19 protein-coding genes are annotated in these 24,144 nt (G+C 70.6%); 8 read left to right on the top strand and 11 right to left on the bottom strand.

The window, feature by feature from the left end:
• The first annotated feature begins 1 nt into the window (after position 1).
• From KOI35_RS10695 to KOI35_RS10685, 3 genes are all read left to right on the top strand, one after another.
• Entirely contained in the window at positions 2-1,150 is a 1,149-nt protein-coding gene (locus KOI35_RS10695) for a glycoside hydrolase family 130 protein (RefSeq protein ID WP_215786073.1), read from the top strand.
• Positions 1,074-3,020 carry a hypothetical protein gene (locus KOI35_RS10690; RefSeq protein WP_215786071.1) on the top strand — a complete coding sequence of 649 codons (1,947 nt, stop codon included), beginning with the start codon at positions 1,074-1,076 and terminating at the stop codon, positions 3,018-3,020. The genes KOI35_RS10695 and KOI35_RS10690 overlap by 77 nt, the downstream gene beginning before the upstream one ends.
• A gap of 61 nt (positions 3,021-3,081) precedes the next feature.
• The gene (locus KOI35_RS10685; protein ID WP_215786070.1) at positions 3,082-3,441 is read left to right on the top strand and encodes an ASCH domain-containing protein; all 360 of its coding nucleotides are present in this window, start codon (positions 3,082-3,084) and stop codon (positions 3,439-3,441) included.
• Between the two features lie 82 nt (positions 3,442-3,523).
• Here the strand turns inward: KOI35_RS10685 and KOI35_RS10680 are convergent, their stop codons facing one another.
• Complete coding sequence (locus tag KOI35_RS10680) at positions 3,524-4,507, bottom strand: alpha/beta fold hydrolase (protein ID WP_215786068.1); 984 nt, start codon at positions 4,505-4,507, stop codon at positions 3,524-3,526.
• A 308-nt stretch (positions 4,508-4,815) separates the two neighbouring features.
• Here KOI35_RS10680 and KOI35_RS10675 point away from each other — a divergent pair, with 308 nt between their 5' ends.
• A complete protein-coding gene (locus KOI35_RS10675; RefSeq protein WP_215786066.1) occupies positions 4,816-5,733 on the top strand; it encodes a cation diffusion facilitator family transporter in 918 nt (305 codons plus the stop codon).
• Between the two features lie 161 nt (positions 5,734-5,894).
• On the opposite strand, the gene KOI35_RS10670 is transcribed toward KOI35_RS10675, so the two are convergent.
• Together KOI35_RS10670 and KOI35_RS10665 are read right to left on the bottom strand one after the other, a co-directional pair.
• Positions 5,895-7,028 (bottom strand): ion transporter, encoded by a 1,134-nt coding sequence (locus KOI35_RS10670; protein ID WP_246612877.1) that lies wholly within the window; start codon positions 7,026-7,028, stop codon positions 5,895-5,897.
• A gap of 95 nt (positions 7,029-7,123) precedes the next feature.
• Positions 7,124-7,588, bottom strand: a complete 465-nt coding sequence (locus tag KOI35_RS10665) for a hypothetical protein (protein WP_215786064.1) — start codon at positions 7,586-7,588, stop codon at positions 7,124-7,126.
• An 86-nt stretch (positions 7,589-7,674) separates the two neighbouring features.
• On the opposite strand from KOI35_RS10665, the gene KOI35_RS10660 reads away from it, so the two are divergent.
• Positions 7,675-10,575, top strand: a complete 2,901-nt coding sequence (locus KOI35_RS10660) for a tetratricopeptide repeat protein (protein ID WP_215786062.1) — start codon at positions 7,675-7,677, stop codon at positions 10,573-10,575.
• Here KOI35_RS10660 and KOI35_RS10655 read toward each other — a convergent pair.
• Positions 10,572-11,456 carry a LysR family transcriptional regulator gene (locus KOI35_RS10655; RefSeq protein WP_246612876.1) on the bottom strand — a complete coding sequence of 295 codons (885 nt, stop codon included), beginning with the start codon at positions 11,454-11,456 and terminating at the stop codon, positions 10,572-10,574. The genes KOI35_RS10660 and KOI35_RS10655 overlap by 4 nt on opposite strands.
• Before the next feature lie 71 nt (positions 11,457-11,527).
• On the opposite strand from KOI35_RS10655, the gene KOI35_RS10650 reads away from it, so the two are divergent.
• Positions 11,528-12,928 carry an NAD-dependent succinate-semialdehyde dehydrogenase gene (locus tag KOI35_RS10650; protein WP_246612875.1) on the top strand — a complete coding sequence of 467 codons (1,401 nt, stop codon included), beginning with the start codon at positions 11,528-11,530 and terminating at the stop codon, positions 12,926-12,928.
• A gap of 11 nt (positions 12,929-12,939) precedes the next feature.
• On the opposite strand, the gene KOI35_RS10645 is transcribed toward KOI35_RS10650, so the two are convergent.
• From KOI35_RS10645 to KOI35_RS10625, 5 genes are all read right to left on the bottom strand, one after another.
• Positions 12,940-13,515, bottom strand: coding sequence for a TetR/AcrR family transcriptional regulator (locus tag KOI35_RS10645; protein ID WP_308120896.1), 576 nt, complete (start codon positions 13,513-13,515; stop codon positions 12,940-12,942).
• A gap of 78 nt (positions 13,516-13,593) precedes the next feature.
• Complete coding sequence (locus KOI35_RS10640) at positions 13,594-15,210, bottom strand: alpha-amylase family protein (protein WP_215786058.1); 1,617 nt, start codon at positions 15,208-15,210, stop codon at positions 13,594-13,596.
• 11 nt (positions 15,211-15,221) lie between these two features.
• On the bottom strand, positions 15,222-16,493 hold the full coding sequence (locus KOI35_RS10635; RefSeq protein ID WP_215786057.1) for an ABC transporter substrate-binding protein: 1,272 nt from the start codon (positions 16,491-16,493) through the stop codon (positions 15,222-15,224).
• 11 nt (positions 16,494-16,504) lie between these two features.
• A complete protein-coding gene (locus tag KOI35_RS10630; RefSeq protein ID WP_215786055.1) occupies positions 16,505-17,344 on the bottom strand; it encodes a carbohydrate ABC transporter permease in 840 nt (279 codons plus the stop codon).
• Positions 17,341-18,222, bottom strand: a complete 882-nt coding sequence (locus tag KOI35_RS10625; protein WP_215786053.1) for a carbohydrate ABC transporter permease — start codon at positions 18,220-18,222, stop codon at positions 17,341-17,343. Before KOI35_RS10625 ends, KOI35_RS10630 begins: the two co-directional genes overlap by 4 nt.
• A gap of 120 nt (positions 18,223-18,342) precedes the next feature.
• Between KOI35_RS10625 and KOI35_RS10620 the strand changes: the two genes are divergently transcribed.
• Together KOI35_RS10620 and KOI35_RS10615 are read left to right on the top strand one after the other, a co-directional pair.
• Positions 18,343-19,365: a LacI family DNA-binding transcriptional regulator gene (locus KOI35_RS10620; protein ID WP_215786051.1), complete on the top strand. Its 1,023-nt coding sequence runs from the start codon at positions 18,343-18,345 to the stop codon at positions 19,363-19,365.
• 38 nt (positions 19,366-19,403) lie between these two features.
• Positions 19,404-20,477 (top strand): alkane 1-monooxygenase, encoded by a 1,074-nt coding sequence (locus KOI35_RS10615; protein WP_215786049.1) that lies wholly within the window; start codon positions 19,404-19,406, stop codon positions 20,475-20,477.
• Here the strand turns inward: KOI35_RS10615 and KOI35_RS10610 are convergent.
• Together KOI35_RS10610 and KOI35_RS48865 are read right to left on the bottom strand one after the other, a co-directional pair.
• Positions 20,397-21,785 carry a GGDEF domain-containing protein gene (locus KOI35_RS10610; RefSeq protein ID WP_215786047.1) on the bottom strand — a complete coding sequence of 463 codons (1,389 nt, stop codon included), beginning with the start codon at positions 21,783-21,785 and terminating at the stop codon, positions 20,397-20,399. The two genes, KOI35_RS10615 and KOI35_RS10610, sit on opposite strands and share 81 nt — an antisense overlap.
• A gap of 23 nt (positions 21,786-21,808) precedes the next feature.
• Positions 21,809-24,127, bottom strand: a complete 2,319-nt coding sequence (locus KOI35_RS48865) for a putative bifunctional diguanylate cyclase/phosphodiesterase (protein WP_215786044.1) — start codon at positions 24,125-24,127, stop codon at positions 21,809-21,811.
• Between the last annotated feature and the right edge of the window lie 17 nt (positions 24,128-24,144).

Raw genomic sequence — 24,144 nt, 5'->3', positions numbered from 1 at the left:
CATGGTTCCGTACACCCTGACTCGGCTCGGCGTCGTGATGGCGCCCGAGCCCGGCAACCCCCACGAGGCCGAGGGGGTGCTCAACCCGGCCAGTGGCCGAACCCCCGACGGACGGCTGTTCCTGTTGCCCCGCCTGGTCGCCGAGGGCAACGTCTCGCGGGTCGGCCTGGCCGAGGTCGAGATCCACGACGGCGTCCCCGTGGGCGTGCAGCGCCGCGGCATCGCACTCGCCCCCGACGAGGGCTGGGAACGGGGACTCAGTAACGCGGGCGTCGAAGACCCGCGCACGACCTGGGTTCCCAGTCTCGGCCGACATCTGATGACGTACGTGGCCTTCGGGCCGCTCGGACCACGGCTGGCGCTCGCCGTGTCGGACGATCTGCTGTCGTGGCGACGGCTCGGGCCGGTCCAGTTCCAGTATCAGCCCGACCTGGACACCGATCTGAACCTGTTCCCCAACAAGGACGCGGTGTTCTTCCCGGAACCGGTGCCCGGCCCGGACGGCGAGCCGTGCTACGCGATGCTGCACCGTCCGATGTGGGATCTCGGGTGGCTGCGGCCGGGCGAAGGCGTACACCTGCCGGCCGGGATCACCGACGAGCGGGCCGGGATCTGGATCTCGTACATGCCCGCTTCCCTGGTGCAGTCGGACATCCGGGCGCTCACCCGGCCGCAGCAGCATCGGTTGGTGGCACTTTCCGAATTCGATTACGAAGCCCTGAAGATCGGGGGCGGGCCGCCGCCGTTGCGGGTGCCCGAGGGCTGGCTGCTCATCCACCACGGGGTCACCGGATACGTCCCGTCCGGCTGGGATCCGACCGGGCAGGACGTCACCTATGCGGCGGGCGCGATGCTGCTCGACCCGGAGGATCCGGGACGGGTGCTCGCGCGTACGGCGAAACCGATTTTTGTCCCCGAGACGGCCGACGAGATGTCCGGCGCGGTGCCCAAGGTCGTCTTCCCCACCGCCATCGAGGAGATCGACGGCGTCCACTTCGTCTTCTACGGCATGGCCGACAGCAAGATCGGCGTCGCCCGGCTGGACCGGGTTGTCATTACGGAAGGGGCTCGCGATGAAACGTCGATCCGTCCTGCTGGGCAGTGGTCTGGCCCTGACGGCGCCGCTGCTGACGTCCACGCCGGCGCATAGCGCTACCCGTCTCACCAATACGGCCCACCTCGACTTCCTGTGCGACACGGTCACTCCCCCGGCGCAGGCCGGCCACTCCACTTCCGGGGCGGCGGCGATCGGGGTGCTGTGGACGTACGCCGAGCCGAACGCGGACGGCACCTACCGGCGGATCGGGGGCGGGCCCTACGACGCGGCCACCGACACGTACGGGCAAGGGGCCTTCAACTCGGACGACATCGCCCGGGCGGCGGTCGTCTACGTGCGGCACTGGAAGCAGACCGGCTCCGCTTCGTCGCGGGCGGCCGCTTCGTCGCTGCTGCGCGGTTTGGCGTACTTCCAGACGCTGTCCGGGCCGCACCGGGGCAATTTCGTGCTCTGGATGCAGCCGGACGGGACGCTCCATCCCAGCCCGGAGCCGGTCGAGCTGCCCGATCCGTCGGACAGCGGGCCGTCCTACTGGCTGGCGCGGGCCATCTGGGCGCTCGGCGAGGGTTACGCCGCCTTCCGTGGCACTTCCTTCGGCGACTTCCTGCGGTCCCGGCTCGACCTCGCGATCGGCGCGTTGGATGTCGTGCTGGCCCGTTACGGCAAGTATCAGGTGATCGATGGGCGGCGGGTGCCGGCCTGGCTCATCGTCGACGGCGCGGATGCTACGGCCGAGGCGGTACTCGGGCTTTCCGCGTACGCCTCGGCAGGCGGCCGGGTTCACAGTATTTTGCGGAGATTCTCCGAGGGCATTGCGGAAATGTCGGGCGGAGATGCGCGCTCGTGGCCGTTCGGGGCCGTACTGCCGTGGGCACTGTCCCTTTCGGACTGGCACGCGTGGGCCTCGCAGATGCCGGCCGCGCTGGCCCGGGCCGGTCAGGTGCTCGGCGACGATCGCCTGGTGCGGCCCGCGGTGACCGACTCGGCGGTGTTCACGCCGTGGCTGCTCACCTCCGGCGGCCCCGACAACGGGCGCCTGCCCGCGGCGATCGATCGCAACCAGATCGCCTACGGAATCGATTCACGCCTGCAATCTCTGGTCGCAGTGGCTTCCGTTTCTTCCCGTACGGGGTTCGAGCGGCTCGCCGGCATCGTGGCGTCCTGGTATTTCGGGGCCAACGCGGCGGGCACCCCGGCCTACGACCCGGTCACCGGCCGGACCGTGGACGGCATCGCGCCCGACGGCACGGTCAACCGCAACGCGGGCGCCGAGTCCACGATCCACGGGCTGCTGAGCATGCTGGTGCTGGACGCCAACCCTTCGGTGGCCGCGCTCGCCCGCCAGGGCACCGGCATCGTGGAACGCGTCGGCTCTTCAACGATTTCTTCCGGCGAGCTCGCGGGCGGCGCGGTCGAGGTCACTCCCCCATCGGCGTGGACCGGGGAATCCCAATACACCGACGGGAAGTATCTGTCGCTGCCGGCCGGGGCGTCGGTCCGGTTCACGGTGCCGGCGGCGTCGCAGCCCCGGCTGGTGCAGCCGATCGTCGACCTGCAGCCCGGAAGCGCGGCGGTGACCCGGTGGTCGGCGGGCGGCCGTTCGCTGGGCACGATCTCGCATCGGGGTGGGGCGCAGGGGGCCTCGCCCGCGCCCGGGGCGTTGCTGCCGATCACGTTGGGGGCGGAGCTGCCGGCCGGGAGCACTTCGATCACCGCGCTTGCGGCCGGCGGGACCGGGATTGTCGACGCGGTGCTGTTGGAGCCGCTGGTGTCGCGCTATGTGATCGGCGGGTCGGGGCACACCACGACCCTGCTGCGAAGTGCGGCCCGGACCCCGGTGTCCGTCTCGGTTCCGGCTTCGTCGACCGTCGAGTCGTACGACGGATCCGGCGTTCTGCGGTCGCGCTCGACGGGTTCGCGGGCGCTGGTGCTGCCGGGCGGCTTCACCATCGTCCGGCGGTGACGCCCGGGGCCGTCACGTCCTCGGCGTGGCGGCCCTGTCCGGTTCGTCTAAGGTCGCTGTGATGACGACGCCCGCGCCATTGCAGCGCCTGCGGTTCCGCGGCGTTCATCTGGCCGCCGTGCGGGCCGGCACCAAACGGGTGACGATGCGCTTCGACGATCCCCTGCGGGTCGGGCCGGCGTTGCTGGTTTTCGCCCCGACCGCCGGCCACGACGAGGTGACCCTGCCGGGCCAGATCGTCTCGACCGTGGCGAAGCGCGTCGACCACATCACCGACGACGAGGCCCGCGAGGACGGTTTCGCTGCCGCCGCCGACGTCCTGCCCGGCTTGCGGGACTACTACCCGCAACTCCGTGCCGACAGCGAAATCGTCATCGTCCGCTTCGACCTCGACAACTCCGCCGGCACTGAGGGGCCATGACCTCCGGCTGCGGTTCGCCTAGGACCCGATGACCTCAGGCTGCGGTTCGCCTAGGACCCGACGACCTCAGGCCGCGGTCCGCCTAGGACCCGACGACCTCAGGCTGCGCGGGCCGGGCGGCGGCGGGCTCGTCGAGGAAGGCGAGCACCTCGGCGGTGAACCGCTCGTGGGCCAGGCTGTGCACGCGATGGCCGACCGGGATCGTGGCCATGCGGGCGCCCTCGATCAGCCCGGTCACCTCGGCCAGTCGGCGGGGCGGGATGCAACTGGCCCGGCCCCCGGAGAGAACCAGTGTCGGGTGCCGAACCTCGCCGAGCCGCTCCCACCAGCCCGAGTCGGCCCGGGACAGTTGCCGCAGCAGCGAGGCGAGAGCGCGTAGGTCGTAATCGCGCCGCATGGTCAGGATGCCGGCCACGGCCGCGATCACCTGGCCCGGTTTGACGCTGAACCCTCCGCGCCCGGCCTGGGCTTCCTCGACCGGCAACGCTCCCCGCGCAGACATCATCGCGTCGACCTCGCGTGCGTCCCGAGGCCTTTGTGCGTCCTGCGCCTCGCCAACGCTCCGCGCCTCGCGTGCGTCCCGATGCCCTTGTGCGCCCTGCGCCTCGCCAACGCTCCGCGCCTCGCGTGGGGGCATCTCCGCCGAAGGCCACGTCGCGGTCCGGCCGCCTCGGGGCGGCGCCGCCAGGTCTTCGAGCACCAGTCGCGAGATCCGCTCAGGCGCCTCGAGGGACGCGGCCATCGCGGCATAGGCACCGACCGAATGCCCGACCAGCACGGCATCGCGCAGCATCAGCGTGTCGAGCAGACCGAGCACATCATCACGGACGGCACCCAGCGAATAGTCGCCGGAGCGACCGCTGGAACCGTGTCCGCGCAGGTCAACCGCGATCGCCCGATATCCGTCGCCGCTCAGACGCGCGGCGAACCTGTCCCACGTACGCGCGTTGCTCCCGCTGCCGTGCAACAGCAGAACCGGTGTGCCCGCCGGGTCACCGGCCTCGCGGCAGCCGAGTCGAACACCGTTGACCGCGACGGCGCCAACCGTCGTCCACTCGAATGCCATCCCCGTTGTTTACCAGATGTTCCTGAAAGTGAGGATCGGATTGAACGTCAGGGTAAGCGGCACCACTTATCGAAGATCACCGCTACCAAGATCCAGCCGCCCCGGCCTACCGCACCAACGACCGGAACCGCCGCCCGAGGCGGGCCCGACCGGCCTTCACCTGATCCGGCGAGTGGACAAACACGCCACACGACTCCCCTCGACGGCACACCCCTTGTAGCGTCCGTGTCGACCACCCGATTCGAGACGGCCAACACATAGTATGATTCGCATATGAACATGGTTCACGCCGCGCGGACAGGACGCTGATGGGACACGGGCACGACCACCACCACGGCACAGCCACGGGGCGCCACAAGGGCGCCCTGATCGGTGCGCTGTCCATCTCCCTGGTGATCTTCGCCGTCGAGGTCGCGGGTGCCCTGATCACCGGAAGCCTCGCCCTGCTGGCCGACGCCGGTCACGTGCTGGCCGACGCCGGTGGAGTCGCGCTGGCCCTCGGCGCCACACTGCTGGCCGCCCGCCCCGCCTCCGGCCGGCGCACCTTCGGCTGGGCCCGCGCCGAGATCCTGGCCGCCGCCGTCAACGGCCTGGTCCTGGCCGGCATCGGCGTCTACGTCTTCGTCGAGGGCGTCCGCCGCCTGATCGACCCGGCCGACGTCGAGGCCGGCGGGATGGCCGTGTTCGCCCTGATCGGCCTGGTCGGCAACCTGATCGGCGTGGCCCTGCTGTTCCGCGCCCGCGACGCCAGCCTGAACATGCGCGGCGCGTTCCTCGAGGTAGCCACCGACACCGTCACCTCGGTCGGCGTCCTCATCGCGGCCGGCGTGATCGCCCTGACCGGCTTCACCCGAGCCGACCCCATGGTCTCCGTCCTGATCGGTGTGATCGTCGTCCCCCGAGCCCTGAAGCTCCTGCGCGAGGCCATCCACGTCCTGTTGGAGTCCGCCCCCGCCGACATCGACCTGGACCAGATCCGCGCCCACATCACCGCTCTCGACCACGTGCTGGACCTGCACGACCTGCACGTCCTGACGGTCACCTCAGGCCTGCCGGTGCTGAGCGCCCACGTGGTGGTCGACGATTCCTGCTTCCACGACGGCCACGCCCCGCAGCTGCTCGACCACCTGCAAACCTGCCTGGCCGGCCACTTCGACGTGGAGCACTCGACGTTCCAACTGGAGCCCAAAGGCCACGCCGACCACGAACACCCAACCCACACCTAAACCCGTTTCCCCGTACGCCTCCACGCCCGCGCGACACACTCCCTCATCACGGCTCGACGCGACCCACGGCTACGCCCACCCCGGCTTTCGCGGCCGGTGACGCGGGCAATCACCCACCCCCGGCTTACGCGGCCCGTGACACGGGCAATCGTCAACCCCACCTAGACCGACTCGGTCTCGTCCTCGGAGGCACGCCGGCTGACGATCAGAGAACCCTGTGGCTGACTCCGGAGCACCGCCGCGTCCGGGTCATCCGGTGTCGACCGCCGCAGCATCTGAGTGAGCAGGGCTTCCAACCGCGACATCTGGTCACGCAGCTCCGCGGCCGTAAACCCTGGGTCGGACTGAGCGAACCGAACACCAGCCTGCACTGCCCGCTCCTCAATCGGTGCGACGACCCGGTCATCCGCACGGGATCGCGCATCTTGACCGTCCAACCGCGTATCCGACGGCACGGGCTGTTCACGGGGCGTACCCGGATGCACGAACTGAGCAACCTGACCGTCCGGGTGCGCGGTGCGCGCATCGGACTGTGCGTTTTCGGTGGAGGGCGGGTCGGGGCGGGTGGCGGCGGCCCGCTCGTCGGCGTGTGCCTCCTGCAAAGCGGTCAGCACCAGGCCCACCAGCAGGTTGGTGAGCAGGTAACACGCGGCCACCATGTAGGAGACGTAATAGAGGACGGCCCACTCGGTGACCTCGCGGCCGGCCTGAAGCGTGTCGGTGATGCCGTCCAGGGAAAGCAGCAGGAACAGCGTCAGCATCGCCTGCCCGACCGTGCCGTAGCGCTCGGGGTAGTCGTCGGCGAACATCATCCAGCCGAGGATCGCGTAGCCGTACAGCAGCAGCACGGTGACCAGCAGGAAGCTGCCCAGCCCGGGCAGGCTGCGGCGGATCCCGACCAGGATGACGCGCAGGCTCGGGAACAGCCGGAACGTACGGACTATGCGGGCCAGCCGCAGCAGCCGGAGCAGGGTGACGTTCTCGCGCACGCCCGGCACCAGGGGCGCGATCACGATGACCAGATCGAACAGGTTCCATCGGTCGCGGAAGAACCCGGCCGGCCCGGCCAGGAACCGGATCACCAGCTCGACGGCGAAGCATGCGATGCAGACGTACTCGACCATGTGCAGCAGTCCACCGGCCGTCGCGACGACCGAGTCGTACGTCTCCAGCCCCAGCGCGACCGCGTTGACCACGATGACCGCGAAGCCGGCCAGGCTGAACCAGGGCGCACCGACCAGACGCGCGCACAGGTCGGCCACGCGCTGCCGCCGGCCCGGGGTGGTGCTTGTCATGGATCTCCTCAACCGGGCCGCCAACCGGTCGAAATCCTATGACATACCGACCACCGAACAAGAAAACGGTCACCCGCAAGGGACAACGCGTAGCCTCAGGTAGCGGACAGCACCTCTCCGAAACGGGCCGACAGCTGCGTCCCGGCATGGCCCACCGCGCTGAACTCGCGGTCCGGGCTGTCCGCGAGTTCCAGGGCCACGGTCACCAGGCCGTTCTCGGCGCGGCTGCGGGCGTTCACCACCGACGAGGCCTCGATCGTGGACACCCCGCGTCGCCCGTCGCGCCGGGAGACCACCAGCCACCACAACCCGCCGCCCACCACGCCACCGGCCAGCACGGCCGCCGCCACGATCCACAGCACGACGGGCAGCCCGCGGATCCCGAAGAGACCGGCGTTGGCCGCGACGGCGGCGAGCCCGGTGCCCAGCAGCAGCCCGCCCGCGCACGCCCGGAGTGCCCGCTGACGGGCCGGCGAGATCTCCCGCACCTCGACCCGGTCGCCCGCGAAACGCAGGTTCACCAGGGCGCCCGATTCCGTACGCACGTTGCTGACGTCCACGCGCACCACCGTAGAGGACGGCGGTCGGCGGATGTTCGGCCCTACGGGCGATCGCGTCCGCGGTCCTCCGGGTGGAGTCTGATGAGATGGATGGGTCGCGATGGATGACCCGCGGCGTTCCGGCCGGCGTATCGACAGTGCTCGGCGTCGCCGTCGGGACGCTGACCAACCTGGCCACCGGCGAGTGGTCGTGGACGCTGACCACCGGCCTCGTCGGGCTGGCCGCCGGCTGGGCCGGCTGGGAGACGTGGCGGCACGGCCGGAGCGAGCGAAGCGCGGCCGTCGAGGCGCGGGCCCGCGTGCTGGCCCCGCTCGAGCCGAGGGACAGCGAGACCGGTGGCGTCTTCGGTTTGCTGGCTCCCGGCCTGCGGGTTGTGCCGTTGCAGGGGCGGCGGGCCGAGCTCGACGAATTGAGCGAATGGCAGTCCGGAGAAGACCCGACCGGCGTGCTGGTGCTGTCCGGACCGGCCGGAGTGGGCAAGACCCGGCTCGCACTGGAGTTCGGACTGTCGCGAACCGAACCATGGGTGGCCGGCTGGCTGGAAGCCGGCGCAGGTGGTAGCGCTCTCCCGGCGATCGCGGCGTGCGGCGACCCCGCCCTCGTACTCGTCGATGACGCGGACATCCGGCCCGACCTACCGGATCTGCTCACGGCCCTGGCTGCGTACGGAGGCAAGCCGCCCGTACGTGTTCTGCTGATCGCCCGGAACAGTGCGAGCCTGCAGGCGGATCTGCGCACGCGGGTGCCCGACGCGGCGCGGGCGCTGACGCGCGGCCAGGTGCTCGAACTATCGGCCCACGGCGGCCCGGGCGACCGGGAGCGCTGGTTTGCGCTGGCGGTCGGGAAGTTCGCCCGGCGCGCCGAGCTACGCGCGCCGTCGGTCAAGGCCCTGGCCGGCCGGGTCGGTGACGACGGCGAGACGATGTTGACCGTACAGACGCGGGCCTTGCTCACGGTGCTGGAGCTGACCCGTCGGCCGGCTCGGCGCGCGGCCGGGGACGAACTCATCCGGCAGCTCTTCGCGCACGAGGAGGCGTGGTGGGAGTCGGCCGCGACCGCACCGGGATGGGGCGTCTCCACTCTGAGCAAACAGATCCGGCAGCGCTGCATTCTCGCACTGGCGCTGCTGCGAGCCGACGACGAGGACGCGGCGGTGCGGGTCCTGCGCCGCGTCCCGGACCTGGCCGACGCCCCGGAGGCCCAGGTACGCGACGTCGCCCGATGGGTCGGAAACCTCTATCCGCACGGCACCGGGGTGCTGATCGAGCCGGAGATGTTCGGCCTCTGGTTCCTGGTCGACCGGTTGTCCGAGCAGCCCGGGATCGCGGCGCGGCTGATCCACGGTCTGGACCGGCCCGAGTACCACCGAGTCGTTACGACCTTGACGCGGGCCGCGGTCACGTTCCCCGCCGCGCTGACACTGCTCGGGAAAGTATGGCGATCCGGCGATGACGACAGCGCCCTGCTCGCGGTGCGGATCGCGTGGGTCTACGCCACGGTCGAGCTCGACGAGCATCTCGCTGCGTTCGTCGATGACTACGACGCGCCGCAGCCGGTCTTCGCGGCGCTGGAAGATTCTTTTCCGTCCTTCGCCTTGCCCCGTACTCAAGTCGCTGTGTCGCGACGGCTCGTCGACTTCGGCCGGATCGCGGTCGCCGCTGATCCGCGGTGCCTGGACGATCTCGCCGCCGCATCGACCAACCTTGGCGTGGCCCTGGCCAAGATCGGCCAGCACCGGGAGTCGATCGAAGTCCTGGCCGAGGCGGCCGACCTGTGGCGAACTCTGGCCGGCGACGATCCGGACCTCCGGGACGCCTTCGCCGGTACATTGCTGAACCAGGCCGCCGCGGCAAACGATGTCGAGGACGCTCAGGCGGCGTATGACACTGCTGACGAAGCAGTCGCCCTGTTCCGGAGTCTGGCTGCCGAGGACACCGAACACGAGGGCATGCTCCACCGGGCTCTTCAAGCGCTGGCCAACTACTCGGACGCCTTGGGCGACACTCAGCGTTCCGTTCTGCTCGGTGAGGAGGTCGTCGCCTACTGGAGGTCCACCGTCGTCGACTCTCCGGTCCGGCCCGCTCTCGCCTGGGCGCTGGACCAGCTCGGGCTGAGCTTGGCTCACCTGGGCATGGATGAACGCGCGCTGGCCGTGGCGGGCGAGGCGACCGCCCTCTATCGGATCGCCGCCGCGGACAACGCCGCGTATGAACCTGAACTGGCCGTGGCGCTGACCAACCTGACCGCCCGGGCCCTGGACTCGGCCGAGCTGGAGCTGGCCGGTGCGGCCGCCGACGAGGCCGTCGATCTCTATCGGCGGCTGGCCGCGCACAACCCGGGTTACTCGGCTCAATTCGCGGCGGCGCTGACGAACTACAGCATCACCGCACTGCGGTCGGAGAATCTCGAATCAGCTTGCTCGACGGCCGAGGAAGCCGTCGCGATCGCCCGAAGACCGGCGACCGCAGACATCGCCGGTGATGTAGTGCTGGCCGGTGCCTTGGACGTCTTCGGCGCGACCCTGGAGCGACGAGGAAATACCGAACAGGCCGGCGCAACGGCCGACGAAGTGGTCACGCTCTGGCGCACAGTGGCGGCCGACAATCCCGCACGCGAAGGAAAACTGGTTGATGCCCTTCTGACGAGCTCCACCCGCGCCCGCCACCGAGGAGACGCCCGACGAGCTCACGCCCTTGCGGACGAGGCCGTGACACTGGCACGGACATTCGAGCCCAGCAACCCCGTTGATCGGTACCGGCTTGCCCACTCACTCGACAACGCCGCGATGGCGCGATGTGCCGGGGCCGATCACGAGGGCGAGTTCGCCTGTTACGCCGAAGCACTTGATCTCTACCAGGAGGTCTCGATGTCGGAGGGGTCGCGCTATGCACAGGTCTACCGCGACGCCGTTGTCCGCCTGCAGGAGGTGTACGCCGGCCACGGCCAATACGAGTTGGCGGCTGAGCTCTGGCTCCGCCGGCTTTAGAGCGGCGTCACCTCGGGGCCGTAACGGGCCACGCAGAACGCGGCCAACCGCTCCACCACCGCCCGGATCGTCGTGGCCGCGTAGTGGTCCGGCTCCCACGCCGCGTACAGGCTGATCCCCACGCCGAGCACCCGCAGCGGGTGCAGGTCGAACCGGGCGTCGTCCGACACCACCGCGATCCCCCGCCCCGACGCGGCCACAGCCTGGGCCACCTCGGCCGAAGTGAACTCGTGCACGTCGCGGTAGGCCAGACGCGCCGACGCGACGGCCACGTCGAGCGCCCGCCGCGGGTAGTAGTCCGGCGTCGGCAGCAGCAACGGCTCACCGACCAGCGCCTCCACCGACACCTCGGAGCGACCGGCCCACGGATGGCCGGCCGGCACGTAGGCCCACAACGGCAGGTCGGCCAGCGGTCGGCCGTCCAGCCCGGCCGGCCACGGGGTGGCGCCGATCGCCAGGTCGGCGCCGCGCGCGAGAGCCCCGTACACGGAAATCGGCACCTCGGCCCGGACCGCGGGCATCGGGTCGCCGGGGCCGAGCGTGGCCAGGAACGGCGCCACGACGTCGGTCAGGGTGGTGGCGGGTGCGGCGATGGTCAGGGTGGGCAGGTGACCGGCCGCGATCGCGGCCGCGGCGGCCTGGGTGCGCTCGGCCTGGGCGAGCAGTTGGGTGGCGAGGGGCAGGAAGGCCCGGCCGGCCGCGCTCAGCCGCAGCCGGCCCTCGTCGCGGACGAACAGCTCCAGACCCAGTTGCCGTTCCAGCTGGCGCACCTGGCGGGACACGGACGGCTGAGTGAAGTGCAGGGCGGCGGCGGCCGCGGTGACCGTGCCGGCCTCGGCGATGGCCACGAAGTAGCGCAGCGTCCGCAACTCCACCGTCATGCCCCCCGAGCATAGGAATGGTGCCTGTCCGGTATTGGACGCCCCGCGTCCGCACCGGTGAGGGTTACATCATGAAACACACTGGCCTGTTCATCGGTGGCACCTGGCGCGATTCGAGCGACGGCACGACGTTCGTGGTGGAGGATCCCGCGACCGGCCGGCACCTGAGCGACGTGGCCGACGCCACGGTGGCCGACGGTGCGGCCGCGCTCGAGGCCGCCCACCGGGCCCAGCCGGAGTGGGCGGCGACCGCGCCCCGGGTCCGCGGCGAGATTCTGCGGACCGCGTTCGAGCTGCTCACCGAGCGCACGGAGCAGTTCGCCGAGCTGATCACGGCGGAGATGGGCAAGCCGATCGGCGAGTCGCGGGGCGAGGTCGCGTACGGGGCCGAGTTCTTCCGCTGGTTCGCCGAGGAGGCGGTCCGGGTCGCGGGGCGCTGGTCGTCCGCGCCGGACGGCAACTCGCGGCTGCTCACGGTGCGCCGTCCGGTCGGGCCGGCGCTGATGATCACGCCGTGGAACTTCCCGCTGGCCATGGGCACGCGCAAGATCGGGGCGGCGGTCGCGGCCGGCTGCACGATGGTGGTCAAGCCGGCCACCCAGACGCCGCTCACCATGCTCGCCCTGGCCGACCTGCTGCGCGAGGCGGGCATGCCGGGCGGGGTGGTCAATGTGCTCGCCACCACCCGTACGGGCGAGGTCGTCGAACCGATCGTCCGCGACCCCCGGCTGCGCAAGCTCAGTTTCACCGGCTCCACCGGGGTCGGCCGGCTGCTGGTCGAGCAGTCCGCCACCCAGTTGCTGCGGCTGTCGATGGAGCTGGGCGGCAACGCACCTTTCCTGGTGTTCGACGACGCCGACCTGGACGCCGCCGTGGACGGCGCGATGCTGGCCAAGATGCGCAACATGGGACAGGCCTGCACGGCCGCGAACCGGTTCCTGGTGCACGAAGCAGTGGCGGACGAGTTCACCCGGCGGCTGACCGACCGGATGGCCGCGCTCCGGCCCGGAATCGATTACGGACCGCTCATCGACGCACGGGCGCGGGACAAGGTGGCCGCGTTCGTCGACGACGCCGTCGCCCAGGGCGCGAAGGTGTTGTGCGGCGGCGAGCCGGTGGGCGACGCCGGCTACTTCTACGCGCCGACTGTGCTGGCCGGCTCCCCGCCCGTACGGGAAGAGATCTTCGGTCCGGTGGCGCCGATCGAGACCTTCGCCGACGAGGACGCGGCGCTGCGGATGGCCAACGACACCGACTACGGGCTGGCCGCGTACCTGTTCACCAACGACCTGTCCCGGGCCGTACGCGTCGGCGAGGGCCTCGAGGCGGGCATGGTCGGCGTGAACCAGGGCATCGTGTCGAACCCGGCCGCACCCTTCGGCGGCGTGAAGGCGTCCGGGTTCGGGCGCGAGGGCGGCGTCGAGGGCATCGAGGAGTATCTCGACATCAAGTACCTCGGCCTGGCCGTGTGACCCGTACGCCGTCAGTCCGCCAGCAGGCGCACGAAATCGTCGGCCAGGGCGTCGGCGGTCGGCCCGGGTGGCGCGGCCGGCAGCATCAGGTGGCTGACGGTCAGCCGGACGACGGCGTCGGCGGCCGCGTCCAGCCGATCGCCGCCGGCCTCGGGGACGAACTCCGCCGCCCACTCGCGGATCACCGCCCCGGCCGCCGCCAGCACCATCCCGCCGTCGGTGGTCAGATAGGGCAGCAGGCCGCCGTCAGGCGCGCCGGTGAGGATGGCCCGCACCAGCGGGTCGGCCGCGCCCTCGACCAGCACGGCGTGGATCGCCGCCCGCGCCGCCGCCCGCACGTCGGCGCCGTGCTCGAACAGGGCGGCCCGCACGGTGGCCACGAACCGCTCGACCTCGGCCGCGACCACCGCTTCGGCCAGCCCGGGCTTGCCGTCGAACTCGTTGTAGACGGTCTGGCGGCTCACCCCGACGGCGGCGGCGACATCGGCCATGCGAACGCCGTCCCACCCGTTGGCCACGGTCAGTTCGCGCGCCGCGGCGACGAGCGACCGCCGCAGCCGGCGGCGGTTCTCCGCGAGGTAGGTCACCGCCGAGCCTCCGCGAAGCAGGGCTCCGCGAGATACGGCACCGCGAGGTAGGTCACCGCCGCGATGATAGTCGCCGGCTCAGCTCAGGAACTTGGCCGCGTACTCCCGGGCGTCCTGCACCACCAGGCTGACCTGTGACGGGGCGAGGTCGAGCGTGTCACCCACGACGGTCAGCGTCGGGATCACGCCCTCCCGCACCGGCAGCCGCCAGTGCGCGTTGTAGCCGGCCTCGTGCACGCCGGTCGAGCCGTGCGCCGGGTCGCCCAGGCAGACGTGCCCGAAGGACCGGTTGCTGCCGGTGAACAGCGCCGGGTCGGGCCGGTCGTGGTGGACCGGGACGGTGTCGCGGTGCCCGGTCTGGACGAGCGGGATGATCCCGCCGAGCGCGTCGAACCACGCTTCGCCCGCGATCGCCAGCTCCGGCGCGCTCTCCCGGATCAGCCCGACCAGGTCGCGCAGGCCCTGCGTGGTGCTGCCGCGCGGGTCGTTGTTGTACATCGCCGAGATGTCGAGGAAGGCGGCGTCGAAATCGTATTCGTGGTGCAGCCGCACGATCTGCTCGGCCAGGTGGCGCCGCCACGGTTCGTAGGCCGGGTTGACCAGCGCGCCCCAGCTGTGGTCGAAGTGGCGGGAGGCGTCCCAGTCGACCGAACCGACCGGGGCATGGCCGCTCGGGTTGAGCAGCAGGCCGGGGGCGGCCCAGGTCTCGAAGCCGGGCAGGTCGCGGGAGGCGATGTTGGCGCCGAACATCGGCATGATGCGGGCGCCGAGCTGGTGCGCGCCCTCGATCAGCCGCCGGAACCCGGCCTCGCCGCCGAGCCGCTCGTCGACGTCGAACCGCCCGTACCAGCGGTAGTAGCGCCCCTCCCAGCCCGGCAGGTAGGCCAGGATGTGCCGGGCCTCGATCTGGTCGGACAGTCGGCGGATCACGTCCAGCATGCCGTCGTAGTCGAGGAACACCTTGCCGGTGAAGTGCATGCCGTTGAGCGACAGCACGAGCGCGGTGTCGCGGAGCCAGGCCGGTACGTCCGTACGCTCCTCCCAGGTGGGCAACTCGTAGGCCGCCCGCAGGTGAGCCGTGTGTTCGGTCAGAGCCGGGGCGAGGTCGGCCGTGCGCTGCAGGTCCCATGCGGGCACTTCGAAGCGGGCACTCGGCCGGGCAGCGTCGGTGTCGGCGATCAACTCGAGGTCGCACGTGTCCGGGTCGTCGAAGTGCGGGATGATCACGAACCGCTTGCTGCGCACCTGGTTGTCGAGGCTGCGGGCGACGGTCAGGGTGCCGTCGGGCCGCTTCATCGCGAGCATCGGCGTGGCGAGATCGAACCAGCCGTTGGGATAGCCGATCACGCGGCCGGTGCGGGGAACTTCAAGATCTTCTTCCCGTACGCCGGTGACCGCGCCCGTGGGCTGGTCGTGCAGGACGACCGCCACGCAGCGGATGCCGTCCTTGTGTTCGGCGACTACTTCCACGCGTACGCGGGAATCGGTGTTGATGATTTTGACGGTGGCCCGGCCGGGACTGGTCTGCTCGCCGCCGGCCCAGGTGAGACGGTCGGCGACGAAGCCGTCGGCCTCCTCCCGCAGTGACGCGGGGTCGAGTCCGTAAACGTTTTCGCCGGTGTGGATCCGCACGGTGACCGGGCCGAGCGGGGTGTCGAAGCGCGGGTGCGGCCACCGGAAACTCAAGTCCTGCATGGGAATTCCTCTCAGGAGGCCAGGCGGCTGCTGAAGCCGCTCTTGCCCTTGTCGATCGCCTGCGCGGGGTCGCCGGTGAACACCCAGTCGCGGATGAACTGCAGGTAGGGGCCGGTCGGGTCGATGAACAGCGAGTTGTACTTGGCGGTGACCGGGACGCGTGCGTCGGCGATCATCTTGTTGGCCGCGAGCAGCCGCGGCTCGGCCTGCGTCGACGGGTTGTCGGCGGCGTCGGAGCGCACGGTCAGCTGGCCGGTCTTGGCCACGACGGTCTTCTGCACCTCGAGATCCATGCTCCACGCGATGAAGTCCCACGCGGTCTTCGCGTTCTTGGCGCCCTTGGAGATGCCGATGACGTCGCCGCCGAGGAAGGCCGAGGTGCCGCTCGTGCCGGGGATCGGGGTCACCCCGAAATCGATTTTCGGGTCGGCCTTGAAGACGCTGACCGCGAAGCTGCCGAGCGCGACCATGCCGACCTTGCCGCCCTGGAAGCTGCTGAGCCAGGTCGCGCCGTTGTCGTCCTTGGCCGAGTCCGGCATCAGCTTCTCGTCCCACATGGTCTTGTGCGCGTTGAGCACGGCGGCCACGGCCGGGTCGTCGAGCGTCGCCTCGGTGCCGTCGGCGTTCATGATGTCGCCGCCGCTGGCCCAGATGTAGGGCAGCATCGTGTACGCGTTGCAGCCCGCACAGTTGCCGGCGAAGGCGAACCCGTACGTCCCGTTGCCCAGCGCCGTGATCTTGCGGGCCGCGGCCACCACCTCGTCGAGCGTGGCCGGCGGCTTGGCCGGGTCGAGGCCGGCCTTGGTGAACAGGCCCTTGTTGTAATAGAGCATCGACACGTCGAGCTGGTGCGGCAGCGCGTAGGTCTTGCCGTCGACCGTGCTGATCTGCACGCCGGCCGGGGCGAGCTTGTCCTTGTAGGGCAGCGCTTTCAGCTGGGCGGTGATGTCGGTGAGCAGGCCCTGGCTGGTCAGCGACTTGACGTTGGCGATGTCGACGGCGGCCAGGTCGGGCGCGTCTCCCCCGCGGACGGCCTGGACGTACTTCTGGACGTACTGGGCGTCGGGCACGGTCAGCATGGTGATCTTGCGGTCCGGGTTCTTGGCGTTCCACTCGGCCACCAGGGCCTTGTCGAGCGGCTCGTCGGCGGCGCGGACCCAGAGCGTGGCCGGGCCCGATCCGGTCAGCTCGGCCGGGGTCTCGTCCTGGCTGTTCGAGGTGTTGCCGCACGCGGCGATTCCGGTGAGCAGCACGGCGGTCAGCAATATCCGGGGAAGGTGCATGAGGGGCTCCGTTATCCCTTGACGGCGCCGCCGGTCAGCCCGGCGACGTAGTAGCGCTGAAGGATCAGGAAGATCAGGACGCACGGCACCGCGGCGAACACCGCTCCGGTTTCGAGAACGCCCCAGTTGAGCAGGCCGCCGGCGCCGGTCTGCAGGTTGGCCAGCACGACCGGCAGGGTGTACTGCTCCTGCCGGGTGGTGAAGATCAGCGCGGCCAGGAACTCGTTCCACGCGGTGAAGAAGGCGTAGAGCGCGACGGTCGCTACGCCGGGCGAGACGACGGGTAGCAGCACCCGCCGCAGCGTGGTCAGGGTGCCGGCGCCGTCCATGATCGCCGCTTCCTCGATCGCGGCGGGCACGGCGGCGAAGGCGGCGCGCATGGTGAAGATGCCGAACGGCAGGGCGAACACGGTGTAGACGAGGATCAGCCCGGCCAGAGAGTTGGTCAGATGAAGGGTGTCGAGGATGACGTAGAGGGACGGGACGATCGACTGGAACGGGATCATCAGGGTGGACAGGACAACCAGGAAGAGCACGCCCCGGAACCGGAAACGGAAACGGGCGAACCCGTACCCGGCCAGCACACACAGGACGGTGGCGGCGACGACCGTGCCGGCGGCCGCCACCACGCTGTTGAGAACGTTGCGGAACAGGCCCGCCTCGACCAGGCGCCGGTAGTTCTCGAGGCTCCAGGTCTGTGGCAGATAGGTCGGTGGGGTCTGGGCGAACTCGGTGCCGCTCTTGAACGAGGCCAGGACGAGCCAGCCGACCGGGGCCACGAACAGCAGCGCCAGCAGGCCGCCGATGGCGTAGAAGGCGATGGCGGGAAGCCAGGCCGTACGGCGGGTCATTGGTCCTCCCGGGACCGGAGCACCACGAGCTGGACGGTGGTGAGGATGAGCAGGATGACCATCAGGCCGATCGACATCGCGGCCGAGTAGCCGAGGTTGAAGTCGATGAAGCCGGCCCGGTAGATGAGGTAGACGACCGGGATGGTGCTGTTGTCCGGCCCGCCCTGGGTGAGGATGAAGAACTGGTCGAAGGCCAGGTAGCTGCCGATCACGGTGAGCACGAGGACCATCGCGACGGTGGGCCGCAGCAACGGGAGCGTGATCGAGAAGAACGTGCGGGCCCGGCTCGCGCCGTCGACCTGGGCCGCCTCGTAGAAGTCCTTCGAGATCGCCTGCATGCCGGACATCAGCAGCAGCATCGTGAGCCCGACCGTCTTCCAGACCACCAGGACCACCACGACGGTCAGTGCGGACGGGAAGTGGCTGAACACCGAGACGCTGCCGTCGACCACCCCGAGCCGCCGTAACAGGTCGGGGACGACACCGATGCGGTCGTCCATCAGCCACAGCGTCAGGTAGCTCGCGGTGGCGAACCCGATCACCACCGGCAGGACGAACGCCGTCCGCAGCAGGCCCACGCCCCGCCGCCGGTGCCGCACCGCGGTGGCCAGCGCGAAGCCGACGACGAGCAGGGCCGCGGTGACGATCGCCGTGTAGAGCGTGGTGAAGCCGAGACTGTGCCACCACGACGTGTCGCCGAGGAGCCGGTCGTAGTTGGCGAGACCGACGAAGGTCCGCTGACCGAGCAGCGACCAGTCGTAGAACGACATCACCGCGGTCACGATCACCGGCAGCACGAACATGCCGAGCACGAGCAGCACCGCCGGGGCCACGAACAGGAGACCTGCTCGCTGCCGTCGGGCGCGGGGACCGCTCATCGTTCCTCCCGTTCCGAGTTACGTAATCGATTTCGTAGCGACACGTTACAGCGCCGATTCGGTTGTGTGTCAAGTGCTACGCTTCGCGACACGGAATTACGAAATCGTTTAGGGAGCGCCGTGTCCGAGCGGGTCACCATGCGCGACGTCGCGGCGATCGCCGGCGTCTCCTCCGCGACCGTCTCCAAGGTCATCAACGAGCGGCCCGACGTCGGCGCCGAGGTGCGCGCGCGGGTTCTCGAGACCATCGCACGGCTGGGCTACCGGCCCAACGCCGTCGCCCGCGGCCTGCGTGCGCGGCACACCGACACGATCGCGATCCTCACCGACGACCTCGAGGGGATCTTCACCAACGCCCTGATGCGCGGGGTGGAGGACGCGGCCTCGGCCTACGACGTGTCGGTGCTGCTCGCCAACAGCTACGGCGACCCCGAGAAGGAGCGCCGCCACCTGCGCCGCCTGCTCGACCGCCAGGTCGACGGCCTGATCATCATGTCCGGCAACCGGGTCCGCCCGCGCTCCGGCCCGGCCCTCCCCCTGCCCGGCACGCCCTACGTCTTTCTCTACGAATACGGTGCCGCCGAGCCGGTACCGAGCATCCTGCCCGACGACCGCAGCGGCGCCGAGCTGGCCGCCAGGCACCTGATCGGCATCGGCCGCCGCCGGATCGCGTTCCTCAACGGCCCGGCCTCGTGGGACGCCACCCGCGAGCGACTCGACGGCTTCACCGCGACCATCCGCGAGGCCGGCCTCCCGCTCGAACCCGGGCTCGTCCAGCACGCGTCGTCCTGGTCCCCTGAAGACGGTTTCGCCCTCGCGACGGCCATGCTGACCGGCCCGGAACCGCCGGACGCGATTTTCTGCGGCAGCGACGATCTCGCCACCGGGGCGATGGCCGCGGTGCTGGAACGCGGGCTCACCATCCCCGGCGACGTCGCCGTCATCGGTTTCGACGACCGTTCGCTGGCCGTCCACCAGCGACCCCCACTGTCGACAGTGGCCCTCCCCCTGCACGAGATGGGCAAGGTGGCGGGCGGACTGCTCCTCGCGGCGATCCAGGGCGAACCGCAGCGGCACGAGATCATCCGAGTGTCGTGCGAGCTGAGGATCCGGGCGTCCACCATCGGACCGGATGGCGCATAGCGTACATCTTCTTGACAGCAGACGCATCTGTGTAAAGCATGACGGACATGGATGCCTGGCGTGACCGCAAGCGGCCCCTGTGGCCACTCGCACTGGTCGTTCCCGTGCTGCCGTTCGTGTCCCTGCTGCTCGGCACCTGGTGGCTGACGCCGGTCTTCATCCTCGGCGTCATCCCGCTCATCGACCTGGCGATCGGCGACGACCGCGCCAACCCGCCGGACGAGGTGGTTCCGGCGCTGCAGGCCTCGCCCTACTACCGGTGGATCACCTACCTGTTCCTGCCCGCGCAGTACGCGGCCCTGATCGTCTGCTGCGCGGCCTGGGTCACCGGCCCGTCAGCCGGGCTGATCCTCACCGCGGGCCTGGTCAACGGCATCGCCATCAACACAGCCCACGAGCTCGGCCACAAGCGCGAGTCGGCCGAGCGGTGGCTGTCCAAGATCGCGCTCGCTCCGACCGGCTACGGCCACTTCTTCGTCGAGCACAACCGCGGTCATCACGTACGGGTGGCCACTCCCGAAGATCCGGCCAGCTCGCGGCTGGGCGAGTCGTTCTACCGGTTCTGGCCCCGTACGGTCGTCGGTAGCCTGCGGTCGGCGTGGCGACTGGAGACCAGCCGGCACCGGCTGCGCTCGCGCAACCCGTGGACCTGGCGTAACGACATCCTCAACGCCTGGGCGATGACCGTCGTCCTGTTCACCGCGCTGACGATCACCTTCGGCCCGGCGGTGCTGCCGTTCCTGGTGCTGCAGGCGGTGGTCGGGTTCTCGGTGCTCGAGGCGGTGAACTACCTCGAGCACTACGGGCTGCGGCGGCAGCGCAACGCGGCCGGCCGCTACGAGAAGGTCGATCCCCGGCACAGCTGGAACAGCGACCGCCTGGTCACCAACGTCTTCCTGTTCCAGCTCCAGCGGCACAGCGACCACCACGCCAACCCGCTGCGCCGCTATCAGACCCTGCGCAGTTTCGACGTGTCCCCGCAGTTGCCCGCGGGCTACGCGACGATGCTCGTGCTGGCGCTCGTCCCGCCCCTATGGCACCGGGTGATGGACCGTCGCGTGCTGGCCCACTACGACGGCGATCGGGCGCTCGCCAACGTGGCTCACCGCTGAGCGGATCCGGTTCTTGCCGGCGCGCTTCGCCTCGTACATCGCGATGTCGGCCGCGGCGAGCAGGGACTCCCCCGACCCGCCGGTCACGACGCCGATGCTGCCCCCGACGGTCACCGTGCCGTCGCCGATGGGGACCGGCTCCCGTACGGCTCGGAGAACCCGCTCGGCGAGGGCGAGCGCTTCGTCCTCACCGCCGATGTCGCCGAGCAAGATCAGGAACTCGTCGCCGCCGAGCCGGGCCAGCAGGTCGCGCGGGCCGATCAGGGCGCTCATCCGCCGGGACAGTTCGACCAGCAGGGCGTCCCCGGCGGCATGCCCGAGCCCGTCGTTGACCGCCTTGAACCCGTCCAGGTCGAGCAGGATCACGCCGACCGGCCCGCGCTCGAGAGCGGCCGCGATGTAGTCCTCGGCCGCCCGGCGGTTGCCCAGGCCGGTCAGAGCGTCCCGTTCCGCCTGGTGCCGCAGCTTCTCGGTCAGGGCGGCGTTGCTGAACCCGAGATCGAGCTGGGCGCCGAGCACGGACAGGGAGTCGCCGAACTCGGCGGGGAGCGGACCCGGGCCGGCGATGCGCAGATGATCGACCACCGACCCGTCGACGCGGATCGGCAGGTCGAGGAGGGATCGGCCGGCCGTCGGGCGGGCCGGGGCACCGACGAACTCCACGGTCGTGCCGGGAACCGACGCGACGAGCTCGCGGACCGCGTCGAGGCCGACCGCCCGGACCTGGGCCGATCCGGTGCTCTCGGCGATCGCGAGCCCGCTGCGGGACAGCAGTCGCGCCCGGGCCGCCGATCGGGCCGCGAAAGCACTGGTCTGGGCGACCACATGCATGATGACGGCGACGATCGGAATGCCCGCGAGGACGTTGAAGATCTGATCGGTGCGGTCCGGCGAGCCGAGGTGCGGCGCCAGGAACAGGGCGCCGAGGAAGAAGGCCAGCCCGACGGCCACACTGCCGGCGACCTGGCGGAACGATCCGTAGAGGCTCCGGAAGTTCATCACGACGTAGAAGAGGCTGACCGCCTTGAGGGGGTCGTCCACGGTCAGGACGCACGCCACGAAGGCGGCGCCCTCGATCAGCAGGCCGGCCATCGGGAACCGGCCCCGCCGGTAGCACCACGACCACCACAGTCCCGCGCCGGTCAGCAGCACCACGGCGAGCACGCGGACCACGACCGGCCGGTCGCTGACGACCAGGAGCATCGGGTAGGACACCAGCACCATGATCAGAAGCAGGCCCATGAAGAGCCAGCGGAGCCGGTCCAGCAAATCCTTGGGCAGCGCCACCGCCGCCCACAGTTCTCTCACCCGCACGTCCGGCTGAGATCGGCCTAGCGCGACCCGAGTTGAGGAGAACCGGCGCCCGCGGACTGCAGAATCAGGACGGCCGCGTCCGGGGCCGGGACCGGGCGGGAGTAGTAGTAACCCTGCGCGCGGTCGCAGCCCAGCTCGCGCAGCAGAGCCACCTGCTCGGCGGTCTCGACGCCCTCGGCGATCGTGCTCAGGCTGAGCCCGGAGGCCAGGTCGATGATCGCCTTGACCAGGGTGCGGGCGGCCTGGTCGGGCGGTCCGGGCGCGGGCATGAAGGCTTTGTCGATCTTGAGGTTGTCGATCGGCAGGTCGCGCAGGTAGGCCAGCGAGGAGTAGCCGGTGCCGAAGTCGTCGACCGCCACCCGTACGCCGTGGGCGCGCAGCATGCTCAGGTGGCCGATCGCCTGCTCGGTGACCGTCCCGGCGTCGACCAGCACACCCTCGGTGATCTCCAGGATCAGCGCGGCGGCGGGCAGACCCGACTCGCGCAACGCGTCCAGCACCGTGACCCCGAAGTCGGGCTCGCGCAACTGCCGGGGCGAGACGTTCACCGACACCACCGTGCCGTGTTCGCGATGCCAGCCGGCCACCACCCGGCACGCCTCGCGCAGCACCCACGCACCGATCGGCACGATCAGCCCGCTGTCCTCGGCGAGGCCGATGAACCGGTCCGGCGGCACCATCCGCTCGCCGGGCGGCTGCCACCGGATCAGGGCCTCGACGCCGGTGATGCGCTCGTCGGCCAGCCGGACCAGCGGCTGGTAGTGCACCAGCAACTCGTCGCGCTCGATCGCGCCGCGGAGCCGCTCGACCGTACGGGCCGCCTCGAGCCTCTTCTCCCGCAGTTGCTGGTCGAAGAGCACCACCTGGTCGCGGCCCGCTTCCTTGGCCGCGTGCAGGGCCACGTAGGCGTCCTGCACCAGATCGGCCGGCATCATGCCGACCTCGAGCTCACGCAGGCCGACACTGACCGTCGCGAACAGCTCGTGACCCTGCACCGGCAGCGGCCGCCGCATCGCCGACAGCACCTGATCGGCCGCGGACCGGGCGTCGATCGCGGTGGCGTCGCCCAGCAGCACCGCGAACTCGTCGCTGTGCAGGCGGGCCACCAGGTCCTTCTCGATCAGGATGCGCAGCCGGGCGGCCGCCTGCACCAGCAGGTCGTCGCCGAGGGCGTGGCCGAAGCGGTCGTTGACGTCCTTGAACCCGTCGAGGTCGAGCAGCAGCAGGGCCCCGGGCCGGCCGGAGCCGAGCGCATGGGTCAGCCGGTCGTAGAGCACGGACCGGCCGGGCAGCCCGGTCAGCGGGTCGTGCTCGGAGCGGAACCGCAGCTCCTGCCGCAGCTCGGCCTCCTTGTGCAGGGCCGCCTCGAGGTCGGCGGCCCGGCGGGCGGCGGTCCGGGTGAGCTGGCGCATCCGCTGCACGACCAGGGCCGAGGTGACCGCGGTGGCCAGGCACGGTACGACGACGTCGATGCTGCTCAGCTGGTTGGTCACGCCCTCGTGCAGGAGGAAGGCGCCGGTCAGCACCGGGGTGGCCACCACGGTGCCGGAGTAGATGCGGTTGGCGACGTGCCGGCCCACGTTCACGCCGTCCTCGGGCAGGGCGACGGTGCGGTCCATGGACGGGTGCAGGGCGGCCACCGCGATCAGCCCGTTGCAGATCACCCAGCCGGCGATGCTGACCACGGTCGGGAACCCGGCCTGGCTGCCGTACGCGAGATAGGCCGTGTCGGCCGCCAGCCGGGCCGCGCACGACGCCCCGACCAGCCAGTAGGAGACCGAGCGGGAGTCGCTGAGCAACAGCAGCCGCACGCCGAGGCCGAGCAGCACCAGGTCGAGGAACGGCTCGACGAGCAGGTAGGCGTGGGTGTCCAGGGCGCCGACGTCGGCGAGGGTCGGGTCGACGAAGAGCATCCACCAGACGACCGCGGTGCCGCACGCGATGATCGCGCCCTCGATCATGCCGATCCGCATCGCCCCGGGCCGGCCGTGGTTGGGGAGCAGGGCGACGGCGAAGCAGAGGATCGGGTAGGTGACGCCGTAGATGATGTTGATGGCGGCGGCGTTGCTGGTGACCGCGCTGGGCAGGACCGTGGCCCAGATGATGTTGCCGGCCAGGGCCAGGCCGACCGAGAGCAGGATCAGCCACCAGGCCCGGGCGAACCACGGCCGGTACATCCGGATGCCGGCGACGATCGACCCCATGACGAGGACGGCGGAGGCCAGCATGAGCCCGGCCAGCGCGCTCAGCGTCGTGACCTGGAACGCGAGGGCGACGAGCATGGCGGCGACGGCCACGCAGGCCCAGCGCGAGACCGCCCCCGGGGTCTTTCCCACGGTTCTTACATTGGCAG

This window comes from Paractinoplanes bogorensis, assembly GCF_018829635.1.
GTDB lineage: Bacteria > Actinomycetota > Actinomycetes > Mycobacteriales > Micromonosporaceae > Actinoplanes > Actinoplanes bogorensis.
This window is presented reverse-complemented; position numbering and strand designations above follow the sequence as displayed.